The 12,706-nt window shown below is 44.6% G+C and carries 11 protein-coding genes; 3 read left to right on the top strand and 8 right to left on the bottom strand.

The genetic code is table 11. From position 1 onward, the window contains the following. Positions 1-3: 3 nt before the first annotated feature. The 4 genes from ACFQ1X_RS09075 to ACFQ1X_RS09090 form a co-directional block, all read right to left on the bottom strand. Positions 4-711: a DNA alkylation repair protein gene (locus tag ACFQ1X_RS09075; protein ID WP_144840039.1), complete on the bottom strand. Its 708-nt coding sequence runs from the start codon at positions 709-711 to the stop codon at positions 4-6. 150 nt (positions 712-861) lie between these two features. Further along, complete coding sequence (locus ACFQ1X_RS09080; RefSeq protein WP_144840037.1) at positions 862-1,716, bottom strand: hypothetical protein; 855 nt, start codon at positions 1,714-1,716, stop codon at positions 862-864. 84 nt (positions 1,717-1,800) lie between these two features. Further along, positions 1,801-2,286 (bottom strand): GNAT family N-acetyltransferase, encoded by a 486-nt coding sequence (locus ACFQ1X_RS09085; RefSeq protein WP_379082217.1) that lies wholly within the window; start codon positions 2,284-2,286, stop codon positions 1,801-1,803. Positions 2,287-3,228: 942 nt separating this feature from the next. After that, entirely contained in the window at positions 3,229-5,160 is a 1,932-nt protein-coding gene (locus ACFQ1X_RS09090) for a fructose-1,6-bisphosphatase (RefSeq protein ID WP_144840119.1), read from the bottom strand. A gap of 327 nt (positions 5,161-5,487) precedes the next feature. Here ACFQ1X_RS09090 and ACFQ1X_RS09095 point away from each other — a divergent pair, with 327 nt between their 5' ends. Further along, positions 5,488-6,333 carry a GAF domain-containing protein gene (locus tag ACFQ1X_RS09095; protein WP_144840033.1) on the top strand — a complete coding sequence of 282 codons (846 nt, stop codon included), beginning with the start codon at positions 5,488-5,490 and terminating at the stop codon, positions 6,331-6,333. 95 nt (positions 6,334-6,428) lie between these two features. Here ACFQ1X_RS09095 and ACFQ1X_RS09100 read toward each other — a convergent pair whose 3' ends face one another. The 3 genes from ACFQ1X_RS09100 to ACFQ1X_RS09110 all read right to left on the bottom strand — a co-directional run bounded on the left by ACFQ1X_RS09100 (position 6,429) and on the right by ACFQ1X_RS09110 (position 10,743). Continuing rightward, positions 6,429-8,525: a copper-translocating P-type ATPase gene (locus ACFQ1X_RS09100; protein ID WP_144840031.1), complete on the bottom strand. Its 2,097-nt coding sequence runs from the start codon at positions 8,523-8,525 to the stop codon at positions 6,429-6,431. 162 nt (positions 8,526-8,687) lie between these two features. After that, entirely contained in the window at positions 8,688-9,362 is a 675-nt protein-coding gene (locus tag ACFQ1X_RS09105; protein WP_379082222.1) for a response regulator transcription factor, read from the bottom strand. Beyond that, positions 9,337-10,743: a sensor histidine kinase gene (locus tag ACFQ1X_RS09110; protein WP_144840029.1), complete on the bottom strand. Its 1,407-nt coding sequence runs from the start codon at positions 10,741-10,743 to the stop codon at positions 9,337-9,339. Before ACFQ1X_RS09110 ends, ACFQ1X_RS09105 begins: the two co-directional genes overlap by 26 nt. Before the next feature lie 288 nt (positions 10,744-11,031). Between ACFQ1X_RS09110 and ACFQ1X_RS09115 the strand changes: the two genes are divergently transcribed. Beyond that, complete coding sequence (locus tag ACFQ1X_RS09115) at positions 11,032-11,619, top strand: YdhK family protein (protein WP_144840027.1); 588 nt, start codon at positions 11,032-11,034, stop codon at positions 11,617-11,619. Between the two features lie 257 nt (positions 11,620-11,876). Continuing rightward, positions 11,877-12,329, top strand: a complete 453-nt coding sequence (locus tag ACFQ1X_RS09120) for a DUF305 domain-containing protein (protein WP_144840025.1) — start codon at positions 11,877-11,879, stop codon at positions 12,327-12,329. Positions 12,330-12,418: 89 nt separating this feature from the next. Here ACFQ1X_RS09120 and ACFQ1X_RS09125 read toward each other — a convergent pair whose 3' ends face one another. Further along, complete coding sequence (locus ACFQ1X_RS09125) at positions 12,419-12,697, bottom strand: iron-sulfur cluster biosynthesis family protein (RefSeq protein ID WP_144840023.1); 279 nt, start codon at positions 12,695-12,697, stop codon at positions 12,419-12,421. Positions 12,698-12,706 lie beyond the last annotated feature (9 nt).

A 12,706-nucleotide genomic window follows, 5' to 3' on the forward strand; every position in this document is an offset into this window, starting at 1 on the left:
CATTTAGCATCTGACATATCTGCGCTTAAAGCCGATTCTGTCTTTTTCCATCGCTTTTTCGATGGCTGCGGTGGCGTTCAAAGGACTGTTTTTCTTGCCTTCACGCCTCATTTCCACGGTACCCACCTGCTTTGCCGTTTCCAACGCCTTGTCGGTCAACGGCTTAAAGGAAACTCCTACTGTTTCGATGAAATTATTCATCGCAGACTTTGTGCGTTCCGGCGCATCATGAATCGTATCCTTTACGAGATCCAGCATTTCAGACAGCTTGCTTTCCGAAAACTCTTCATCTTTGCGGCTGCCGAGGAGCCAGCAATAACAGCTCCATCCCGCAGACATCCGCAGTTCTTCGCCGCTGGCAATCCATTTGTCCGCAACTTCCTGCGCGATATCCGATTCCGATAAAGTTACGGCCACTACATAATCAGATAGCATATAAAAATACGCGGAATCCAACCAGCGGTCGTAATCTTCTGCAGTCATGCCTTTCGGGTTGGCAATGATGCCGGCAAAATACATGGCATCGTAATTTCCGGTCGCGTATAATTCCTCGGCCAATTGCTGATCAATTTTTATTTTTTTGGCAATCGGTTTCATGGCGCCTGTCGCTACGCCAAAAAGCGGCTCGTGTGCACCGTTCGACATGTATATTTTCTTCATCCGTTCTTTGCTCAACGCCTCGAGTTCCTGCATTACAGTTTCGGAATTCATGGTTTGCACTTCCTTATTTGTGTATTTACATTTTTTAACGCATACGTTTAAATAACTTCCACAATAACCTATAAGCACTAACTGTTCATTAACGTCATGGTTTAGTTATTTTCTAGTTAATGAATCTTACCCTACTATATATTATCCCAGCTATTCAAGCACCTCTGCCAAAAAGTACTCTTCTTTATTCTCGATGCGGTACAACTTCACTTCTCCGCTGTTTCTCGGATGCGCAATAAAATTATACGATTCCCTGGGTCCGAGCCCTCGCGATACTCCTTCGATTTTGCCGATGGGTTGCGCCTCCTCTTCACCGAGTCGGCAGGCATAGGCCCACTTGGAATCTTCCAGGACAAAATAGACAAAATCTCCGCGGATGCTGAAGGCAAAAGTTCCGGCATTGACCAGCTTCGGGTCTTCATGGATAGTAATGACCTCCGATTCCGGAACGATCTTCATCAACGGTTTCATCAAAGGAGCAATCCAGACTGACGAATTCTTGCCTTTGACCAAGGCCAATATCTCCAGTATGTCTGGTTTCGTTGACAAGTCTGTTTTGTATTTGAAAATCGGATTGCCCTGCAAATCAAACAGTATCAGCTTTTCACCTGGCAACCCTTCCCTGAATTCTCCGTAATAATAGCTGATCCAAACTCCTTCGGACCCAACAACCACGCCTTCAATTGCATCACCCGCATGAAAGGAATCAATAATTTCACCAGTCAGATTCAAGAGGAAGACATTGGGATCCCGGCCGCTGCTCCTGCGTCGAACAAGAAGAATACGCTCTCCATCAAGCCAGCGGACAAATGCGCTATCGTCAGCAATGGGTGATGGAATCCAATCATTTTGAATGATGATCCAACTCTTCATTTTGGCAAATACATATAAAACCAGTCCGTCTTGATCGCACCAATCCGCATCACGAATCGAGCATTCTGCACCGTCGGCATCCTGGATTGAAAAAACGGTTTCTTCTATTAGATGAATAGGCGTTTTAAGCATCTTCAGCACATCCTGACTTTTGCTTACTGCTAAAACTATTCTCTAAAAGGCTTTGATAATCCTTGTTTTTTACTTTCAAAAACCTTAATGAGATTGGATGGAATAAATGGATTGTTCGGCTCCGTATCTAGAAACTTTCCGCTCCAATGTCATGCCCAGTTTCACCAGCAAATTACACGAAGGTTGATTACTGCTTTGAGTTTCTGCCACTAGTTTCGGTAATTGTAAATCATTCATGGCAAAATCGAGGATTGCCGTTACCGTTTCAGTTGCAAATCCTCTACTCCACCAATTCGGCAGAAGTTGATATGAAACTTCTTTGCAAATCCCGTCATGATGCGGATCAAGAGATACCAAGCCAATAAATTCCCCAATGCTTTTTTCTCTGATCACCCAGTAGAATGAGCCGTCTTCCGGAGCAAGCATAGCGTCGAGTGTTGCTCGGATGAAGTCTGGATTCTGAACCCCTCCGAGATACTTTCGGACTTTCGGATTTGTAAAAAGATTTAAACCATCTTTAAAATCTGATTCCTGAAATCTGGTTAAAAAATATCTTTCTGTTTCGAACAAAACATTCATCTCCTATTATTCCTGTGTCCATTACATTTTATAGAAAGTGACTCAATTACATTTCTGTCTTTTCACTATATCCAAGATTTTCTTTTATGGCCATTTATTTTCAGAAAATTTCATGTGTAATGTAATTAATGAAATCTGAGGATGAATCACCCCAAGGATTTCTCGGCACCTTGAAAGGAACATCGGCCGTGACTGTTAGTCCAATCTAAGTTCTCCTTGAATTACTGATCCTATTCAAAGATTAACGGACCGTATAAGTAGGAATTTTTTCGTTCTTTCTTGTCATTCTGCTGTTCACAGCGAGCTCTTTTCCTTTACCTTTTAAACTGCTCACCATGACTGCGCTTATAATTGCCGGCAGTCATCAGTTGCGTAGAAATTATAGAAACTTAAGGGGAGAATAAGAAAGAGAGCCTGCCCGCTGCAGGCTCTCTTTCTTTCGTTTAACAGTAAAAATAATCAGGGTCCTCTTCCCTGTGCCTTACTATTTTTCAGGGAAGATTACTGAACTAATCCTGATAGGCGGTCTTTCGCTTTTCGCCTGCGAAAAGCATCCATATGTATTTTGGTCTTGGGTCAGGTCTGCCGGATTTTGGGTGGAAGTTTTGCTTATTTCCAACTTCCATCGATTTATTCCCAACTTTTCCTCTTTTATTCCCAAGTGGCTCTTTTAGCCCCCTGCACATCTTATTTTTATCCGAAATGAACGAAAAATATCATCAAATGGGGTTTTGAGTCTCCCTGGGTTTAGGTCGAAATTTTTTATGCCCAACTTTAGCCGAGATATGCTCAACTTTCCCACTTTTATGCCCAACTCCCTTTTCCAGCGGCTCCGCCCTCCCCATTCCAATTGAAATACAATCGCCCAACAACAAAACCCCCAACCGAAAAACTCACAAGAGTCTTCCGTTCAGGGGCTCTAAGGTCAAAGCCTTAATCCATATACCGATGCTTCCGGAGGCTATTCAAATTGGCGATTTCCTGCTGGAGCTGGCTGCCGATATTGGTTTCGCGGACTTTTTTCCTCTCCAGCTCTTCATCGACCAGGCGTTTGATGGACAGGACGTCGGTTCCATCGCTCAGCACTTCCTCTTTCGAAGTGAACAGCTGATGAGCGACAAGCTGCATGCCAAAGGAATTGTATAGCAGCGTATAGCCGGCGATTCCGGTTGTTGACTGATAGGCTTTTGAGAATCCGCCGTCGATGACGATCATCTTGCCATTCGCCTTGATCGGATTTTCGCCGTCAATTTCTTTCACCGGGGTATGGCCGTTGATAATGCGGCCGTGTTCCGGATTTAAATCGAATTCAGCGAGCATCTTGCGGCACATGTCTTCGTCTTCGCGTAAATGGTAATAAGGATTTTTCCGTTCTTTATGTGTCTCTTTTTCTTCGATGAAATAACGCTCAAAAGTCGTCATCTCACGCTTTCCAAAAAGGGAGGAATTTTCACCCGTCCACTGGTACCAGGCCATATCGGTCGCAAAATCATCGGTTTCTTCCGGGTGGGCGAACGCGTGGCGCAAATACTGCTCAAAGACATCAAGCAATTCGCGGCCCGCGTAGTTCTTGCCTTCGATCTCCATCTTTTTCATATCGCCGTTTTCTTCCAGCGGAATGCAGCCGTGAATCAGCAGGTTGCCGTTGTACTGCAAATAAAGGCCGCCTTTTTTCATCAGGAAATTCATATGACGTGCCAGTTTCTCAGAATGTTGGATGGAAAACAGCAATTTATCGATGACTTGCTGTTCTTCGTCCAATAATTTATCGGGTTGCTCCGGATCGATTGTGGCGAAACAAGTGTTTACGAGCGGATAGGTTTTGCCGTGAATCGTCACTTCATTTTTCTCGTAATCTACTTTTTCAAGCAAAAGGCGGTCTTCCATATCAAAGCACGAACGCCTTTTGATGATCGGGCTTTCCAGCTTGAATTGGATGATGGAAATCGCCTGATGGATTTTCGTAATTTGCAGCTGTTCCTGTTCTGTCAGGTTTTCACCGGTAATCCGTTTCGGGTGAAATGCCGGATTGTCCTCATAATACGATTCCGCTAAATTCAACAGTGGCCGCAAATTGATGCCGTAGACATCTTCGATGATGTCCAGGTTGTTATAACGTGCACAAATCCGGATTATGTTTGCCAGACAAACTTTGGATCCTGAAAAAGCGCCGAGCCAAAGCACATCATGGTTGCCCCATTGAACGTCTACGGAATGGTAATCGATGAGCGTATCCATGATTTTATGCGGATCCGGTCCCCTGTCATAAATATCGCCAACTACATGAAGGTGATCCACTGTAAGACGCTGTATCGTATACGCGAGGCCGACTATCAGTTTGTCCGCCTGGCCAAGCGCGATTACTTGATCAACCATCTTCGCATAATATTCTTTTTTATTCGTGAACTCATCCGTTTTGTAAAGCAGTTCTTCAATAATGTAAACAAAGTGCTTCGGCAAAGCCTTACGTAATTTCGAACGCGTATATTTTGAAGCGGCATAGGATACCAGTTTCAGCATGCGCTCGATGATTTCTATATACCATTCGTGCAATTCCCGTTTGCTGGTGAAATGGCTTTTGATCAATTGCAGTTTCTCTTCCGGGTAATAAACGAGTGTCGCAAATTCATTCAATTCTTTTTCCGCTAATTCATCCTTGAACAAATCCCTGATTTTCACTTTCACGTTCCCTGAACCGTTGCGCAGAACATGCTGGAACGCATTATACTCGCCGTGCAAATCGCTGACAAAGTGCTCTGTGCCTTTCGGCAAATTCAGTATCGCTTCCAGATTGATGATTTCAGTTGCGACTTTTTCCTCGCTGTCATATTTCTGCGCCAATAAATCCAAGTATTTTAAATTCAGCATATGAAACCCCCTCACGTTTATATTCATGGAAAGCTCGTAACTTTACGAACCAAGCCTTCAGCAAAAGAAACTTTCCTCTAACTCCAGTCTATAGCACTTCAGGGGCATGCTCTAGTATTAAATGATGGGCTTTTTTCTTGACCGTATAAAGCCGTTTATAATAGGGTTAATAATAGAGAAATTGAAGATTACGGTCCATGTAACTGACGGTTTTATTAAAATACCCATAAAAAACGGGTGTTACCAATGGAATTTACATTTGAACAAGCAGTTTTTGCTGAAAGCGCAGCAACTGCCGGCAGCCATCGAGGAGGAAATTGATACATGCAGGAAACGAAGAGAATATCCACTCACGATTCATTAAAAGCGGTTTCATATAAACTGTTCGAAGTGATCAGCGATGAGTTGGATGTGAACACCGCTTATGTGACGCAACGAGGACCGAAAGCCATGGAAGTGATCAGCTCCTTCAATAAAGATCATTATATTATTCCTGAAGGCTATGAGGTCGATTACGATGGAACTTATTGCCGCTTGATCATCCAAAGTGATGAGGAAGCGATGCATACGAATAATCTGGGGTCATTCAACCTGACAAAGGAGCTGGAGGTGACCGAACAGCTTGAGGTCAAAGGTTTTCTCGGAGTGACACTTCGCGATTTCTATGGCAATGTATTTGGAACTTTATGCGTTATGGATAAAGAAGAGAGAGAGTTCACCGAAAAGAATATCCAATTTATGAAAAATATGGCTGGTGTTCTTTCTTATATTATTCATCTGGACAATACCATTGCAGACCTCGAATTGCTGAGCGTACCGATCATTCCGATTAAGAAAGGCCTGGCAATTCTGTCGCTGCAGGGCAATATCAACGAGGAACGTTCCCAAAAGATTATGGAAGATACATTGAGTTATGCAGCCAAAAATGGCAGCCATTCTTTTATCATTGATTTGTCCCAGATTGTTCTGCTGGAAAATCGGTTCCCCGACATATTGAAAAATCTGGTGCTCGGCCTGAATATCATGGGCATCAAAGTCATGATGACGGGACTGCCGCCTTGGCTCGTTAAAATGCCGGAAGTACGCGACCATTTAACGGACCTTCAAACGGAATACGTTATGGACATCGAATCGGCATTGAATAATATAGGGTATACGTTGGAGAAATAAAAAAATTATATTTTACAATACAAAAGGAAGAGGAACTGCCGGATTCGAGCAGTTTCTCTTCCTTTATTTTTGAAAAAATTATCTGTATTGATGCTTCATGCTTTTAACAGTTTCGCATTGATGGCCACGATGATTGTACTTGCACTCATGAAGACCGCTCCAATCGCCGGACTCACCACAATTCCCCATGGAGCCAATACACCTGCAGCTAACGGTATGGCGAAAATATTGTAGCCGGTTGCCCACCATAAATTCTGGACCATTTTGCGATAAGTTTTTTTCGAGAGGTCAATCAATGCCACAACGTCGTTCGGATTGCTCTTCACGAGAACGACATCGGCGGTTTCCATCGCCACATCCGTTCCAGCTCCGATAGCGATGCCAAGATCTGCTGTTGCAAGAGCCGGTGCGTCGTTCACGCCATCACCAGTCATGGCCACACGCCATCCTTTTTCTTTGATCCGCTTGATCTGGTTGGCCTTGTCGTCCGGCAGCACTTCAGCATATACTTCATCAATTCCCAATTGCGCCGCCACCCAATTTGCCACTTTCCGATTGTCGCCGGTCAACATAATCGAATGAATGCCTTTTGCTTTTAATGCTGCCACAGCTTCTTTTGCTGTATCCCGTACGATATCGGCCAGTGCGATCATACCGGCGAGTTCCTCTTCCACGAGCACGAAGACGACAGTCTTACCTTCTTCCGACAACCCTTCGAATAGCTCCTGATTATAACTTAATCCGCTGCTGTTAACGTATCCCGGGCTGACGACATTGACTTTCTTCCCGTCGACTTTGCCTTGGATGCCTTTCCCCGTAATCGATTCAAAATCAGTCACTTGGCCGATGTGGATCCCTTTTCCTTTTGCAGAAGCGACAATTCCAGCCGCAAGCGGGTGCTCCGAATTTTGCTCGATTGCAGCCGCTAAACGCAACACTTCCTCATCAGTATAGTTGCTTTCGGCTACAATATTCGTAACTCCGAACTCCCCTTTCGTCAGGGTTCCGGTTTTATCGAATACGACAGCATTCAAATTTCTCGCCCCTTCAAAATCGGCCCGGTTCCGTATCAGCAAGCCCTGTTTAGCTGAAATTGTAGTGGAAACAGCCACAACCAGGGGTGCTGCCAGCCCCAGTGCATGAGGGCAGGTGATGACCATGACGGTCACCATGCGTTCAATAGCAGTATCAAGCGGGTAGCCGAGCGCCAACCAGGCAAACAATGTAGCGAAGCCGGCAACCAGTGCAAGATAAAATAACCATTTTGCAGCACGGTTCGTTAAATCCTGAGTTTTGGACTTTGATTCCTGTGCTTCTTTGACCATCGTGATCACTTGGGACAAATAGGACTCTTCCCCTGTTTTCTCGACTTCAACGGCCAACGAACCGCCTTTGTTCACCGACCCGCCGATCACTGCATCGCCTTCTTCTTTTTCAATTGGAATCGATTCACCAGTCAGCATCGATTCATCTATTGTCGATTGCCCTTCGACAATCACTCCGTCGACCGGCACCTTTTCGCCGGGTTTGACCAAAACCCAATCGCCGTTGCGAATTTCTGATAACGGAACATCCCGTACCTGATGGTGTTCATCCAGCTTATGTGCTTCACTCGGCATTAATTTCACCAATTGCTCCAGTGCATTCGAAGCTCCCATAATGGAACGCATTTCAATCCAATGGCCGAGCAGCATAATGACGACAAGCGTCGCCAGCTCCCAGTAGAGCTGGTTGCCATCCCAGCCAAAAACAACAAACGTACTGTAGGTATAGGCAATGGAAATCGCCAGGGCAATCAGCGTCATCATGCCCGGATTCCGGTCTTTCAGTTCCGCAATTCCGCCTGTCAGAAACGGCCAGCCTCCGTAGAAGAACACTATACTCGATAAGGCGAATAAGATGTACATATCGTTGTCAAAGCGCCAGTCCACGCCCATAAAATGCTGGATCATCGGAGACAAAGCCAAAATCGGAATGGCCAGAAGCAATGAGATATAAAAGCGTTTCTTGAAATCCTCCACCATATCGCCGTGTCCATTATGGCCGTGATGATCATGTTTATCGTGGTCCATTTCTGTATGTTCTTCCTGTATCGTCGTGTCATCTTCATACTGATCTGACGGATGGTGTTTTGGTTCTGTTGCATCTGGAGTTTCATGATGATTGTGATGGTTTCCTTCATGTTTTGCCATCGGATTTCACCTCTCAACCAAATTTTTCTTACTTCCAGTTTTCTTTTCCATTATAAAACCGGATTATCGAGAATTTGTCGAGAAGCCGATTTACCCCCGGTTTACACTCAAAAAAACAGCTGGAAAACTTTGCTCCTGCTGCTATCCATCATTCCATTACCCTTACTCTTTATTGGTCCATTTATAGCCGATCCCCCACACGGTGATGAAATAATCATCAATCGGAAAACCGGAATGCCTGATTTTTTCCCTCGCATTTCGTACATGCGAATCAATTGTTCTGCCTTCTGTTTCCGAATCAAACCCCCAAATCAGCTGAATCAGCTGTTCCCGCGTAAAAACTTTATTGGGATGTTTCATCAAATGGCCGACCATCATAAACTCTTTAGGCGTCAATTTGATGGTGTGTTTTTGGTAGGTGAGCTCAAAACGGTCCTCTTCCCACAACAAACCATCCACTTCAATAATAGGGCCCGGTGTTCTTCTGCGAAGGAGTGCGGCCATGCGCGCCAGCAACTCCTCTTCATTAAATGGCTTCGTCATGTAATCATCCGCACCAAGATTCAAACCTCTGATGATATCCTCCTGCTGTTCCCTGGCGGTGAGCATGATGATAGGCACATCAGAAAACTTCCGGATTTCCCGGCACAATTCCCAGCCGTCCATTTCCGGCATCATGATATCCAATAGGACGATATCGAAAGTTTCTGTTTCCAGATAAGTGAGAGCCTCGTATGCTCCTACTGCTTTTTTGCAAAGATAATGATGCGGCTTTAAATACAGCTCCAATAAATCCAGCATCCGTTTTTCATCATCGACCAACAGAACTTTCTGCATTAGAATCCCCACTTTCCAATTGGATACGGACAAGGGTACCTTTCCCCCGCTCACTTTTAAGCGAAATGGAACCTCCGTGCGATTCGACAATTTCTTTGGCAATTGCCAGTCCAAGGCCACTTCCCCCGTATTCTCTCGATCGGGATTTATCGACCCGGTACAATCGCTCGAAGACAAAAGGCACGTCCACTTCCGGAACACCTTCTCCTTCATCGATGATACTGATCACGATTCGTTCTTCTTCCTGAGTTCCCCTAATTGTCACGTGCGTACCTTCGGGTGAATGTTTCCGTGCGTTATCCAGCACATTAATCAGTACCTGCTGAATTCGTTTTGGATCAATGTAAGCTGAAATGTTCGGATCAGACTGAATCACCATGGAGATTTTGTTCTCTTCAAAGGCCGGAAGAACAAGGTCCGCAACGGAATGAAAAAGCATATCCAGGGAAAAGTATTCTTTGTCTATTTCAAATTTATTATGATCCAGCTGCGCCAATTCAAATAATTGTTGGATCAACACGGTTAAATTAGCTGTCTCTTCACGAATGATCGCCATATATTCACCCTTTTCTTCATCAGAAACGTTGGGCCGGCTTGCAATATCGGCATAACCCTTAATATAAGTCAGCGGCGTCCGCAATTCGTGCGAGATACTGGCCAGGAATTCATTGCGTTCATTTTTCAACCGGTCCAAATCATTCGATAAAGTGGTAATGGCGTTTGCCAGTCCACCCAATTCGTCATTTCGGTCAATCGTAAGTCTTACCTGATTGTTTCCTTTGCTTATCTGCTCAGTGGCTTGTTTCATCCGGATCAAAGGCAGCGTGATCAATCGGGATAACAGAAAAATTGTGATGACAGTCAGAGCGACAGCAATCAGTCCCACTATCAGAAATTGATTTCTCAGATTACTGACCATTTGCTTTATATGATTCGTTTCCGCAAACATGAACACATGGCCGCGGTGTTCGCCTGCAATCGTAATCGGGCTGTCGGTGGCAATAAACTCTTTTTCATCCCACCGGTCTTCGACGATTACCCCTTCCTGCGGCATTTGCTCAAAGTCGGTATGGACCAGCACATCTCTCATTTCGGTTTCAATTGAATCGGAATGCGCCAGCTCATTGCCGGCTCCGTCTGTAATAATCACGATAAAATCAGAAGCCGACTCCATCAAGGCCACATGATTCAAAGTATCAGGCTCAAAGCTGTCTTCCAAAACTTCGCTATGGGTATTTCCCCGAGCCAGTAAATTCGTCATAACTTCATCCACCCGCTCGTCGACAAAAGTAAAGTAGAGTGTCAAAAAAAGGACAGATTCAATGACGATAATAAAAACAAAAAATAATAAGCCTATTTTTAATGCAAGCCTGTTTAACATAGCATCCCTCTCTGCCACTTGTCGGAGTGCTTCCGCAAAAAGCCGGCTGCACCTGAAAGTCTTCGGATTTGAATTGGTGAAACAATTATGGCAGCTCATTTTCAAAATGTTTTCTTTTTCAGTGTAACGGAAAAGTTTCAATTTTTTGTGCATTTTCTTCTATATAATAATGTACACATGTATTTCCGGAACTGCTTACAGTCTATTCCCTCAAACTGTAACGCTTCCTGCACACAATATGCATTATTTTTAAGTAATATAATAAAAAATAAGGAAAGAGGGATACCGATGTTATCGAAAAAGTTACTGACAGGAATACTGTCTCTTTTGTTCATTCTGCTGTTAAGCGCATGTAATGCAGGAAATGATGCACCTCAGGAACACATGGATTCGGAGAATATGCCGAACGACCAGATAGACCAGGATGACGGTCATATGGGGATGAATCATTCAGGGTCCGGGGAAGTTCCGGATGGTTTACAGGAAGCAGAAAATCCGGCATTTGAAGTTGGAAGCCAGGTAAACGTCGAAGCGGATCACATGAGCGGGATGAACAGTGCAGAAGCGACGATTGTCGGTGCATATGATACGACTGTTTATGCCATCTCTTATACGCCAACCGATGGCGGAAGTCCTGTAAGGAACCATAAATGGGTTATCCACGAAGAACTTGAGAACCCAGGCAGCGAACCACTGGAGGCTGGCGATGAAGTCATTGTCTCTGCTGACCATATGGCCGGAATGGATGGTGCCACGGTTGCAATTGATTCGGTTGAAGAAACAACTGTCTATATAATCGATTTCATGCCTTTGGATGACGGCGATCAGGTGACCAATCACAAATGGATGACGGAAGATGAACTGTCGGCAGAATAGAGCAGTTATCTCTGCGCAACCCTAATCTTATTGCGGAATAATAATCGAGCGCTGATCTCCCCTTGGAGCAGCGCTCGTTTTTATTTAAAAGTTGCCTACGGCTAATCGATTGGTCGCATTTTTTTATTTCAAAAGTAATTATGCACTTTTTATGGAGTTTATTCCGCGCTTCTGATGGTATACATGTAAGGTAGGCACTTATTCAGCAGCAAAAAGTCCCGTCAACCAAATTCAAAAATATGTAAGGAGGAATTATTATGAATAATTACGTAAAATTCGGCTTGATGATTGCCACGTCGACTTTCCTGATGTATTGGCTGATGTTTTTGAACGTATTCCAACTCGACCACATCTTTTACAGTGAAACCAGGATTTATATGGCGTTGATTATGGGATCCATCATGGCTATTGTTATGATGCTGTACATGTGGCCGATGTACAAGAACAAAAAGGTGAATTCAGGTATTTTGGCCGGTGCCGCTGTCGTATTCGCCCTATCGCTTTGGCTGGTGCGCAGCCAGTTGCTGATTGAAGACGTCAAGTGGATGGAAGCGATGATTCCCCACCACTCGATCGCCATTCTGACAAGTGAACGCGCGGAACTTTCAGATCCCCGTGTACAGGAGCTTGCTGACGAAATCATCGAATCGCAACGCGAAGAAATCGCCGAGATGAAAAGATTGATAGAAGATCTGGAAAACGAAGAATGAATGTTTTCCACATACAATCTTAATACAAAAGAAAAAGACCAGACGGCGATTGCTTTTTGCCGTCTGGTCTTGCTTGTCCAAATTAATATTTAACAGCCCGTCGGCGCACCAATCATCACCAGGCCTGCCTGTTCGCCTTCTTTCTCAAAATCCAGGGTTAAGCTTTCCACTGCCTGCTTCGCTTCCGGCGCGATGGCCATCCGAATGCCGTTGACGTCAGCCAGTTCGTCCGTCGATTCCGGCGCATCCAAGCTCATGCCGATTTGAGGTCCGCAGCACCCGGCTGTTGTGAAAATCCGCAGGCTTTCTGCATTTTGCTCTTCCAGAATAGACTCGATATATTGTTTCGCTTCGTTTGTAATCATCATTTGTATCAT

The sequence above is a fragment of the Metaplanococcus flavidus genome (assembly GCF_042675885.1).
In the GTDB taxonomy this organism is placed as follows: domain Bacteria; phylum Bacillota; class Bacilli; order Bacillales_A; family Planococcaceae; genus Planococcus; species Planococcus flavidus.

Coding starts and splice junctions, on each gene's coding strand:
- ACFQ1X_RS09075 (WP_144840039.1), bottom strand. CDS start 711: ATGAATTCCGAAACTGTAATGCAGGAACTCGAGGCGTTGAGCAAAGAA.
- ACFQ1X_RS09080 (WP_144840037.1), bottom strand. CDS start 1,716: ATGCTTAAAACGCCTATTCATCTAATAGAAGAAACCGTTTTTTCAATC.
- ACFQ1X_RS09095 (WP_144840033.1), top strand. CDS start 5,488: ATGCAGGAAACGAAGAGAATATCCACTCACGATTCATTAAAAGCGGTT.
- ACFQ1X_RS09100 (WP_144840031.1), bottom strand. CDS start 8,525: ATGGCAAAACATGAAGGAAACCATCACAATCATCATGAAACTCCAGAT.
- ACFQ1X_RS09105 (WP_379082222.1), bottom strand. CDS start 9,362: ATGCAGAAAGTTCTGTTGGTCGATGATGAAAAACGGATGCTGGATTTA.
- ACFQ1X_RS09110 (WP_144840029.1), bottom strand. CDS start 10,743: ATGTTAAACAGGCTTGCATTAAAAATAGGCTTATTATTTTTTGTTTTT.
- ACFQ1X_RS09115 (WP_144840027.1), top strand. CDS start 11,032: ATGTTATCGAAAAAGTTACTGACAGGAATACTGTCTCTTTTGTTCATT.
- ACFQ1X_RS09120 (WP_144840025.1), top strand. CDS start 11,877: ATGAATAATTACGTAAAATTCGGCTTGATGATTGCCACGTCGACTTTC.
- ACFQ1X_RS09125 (WP_144840023.1), bottom strand. CDS start 12,697: ATGATGATTACAAACGAAGCGAAACAATATATCGAGTCTATTCTGGAA.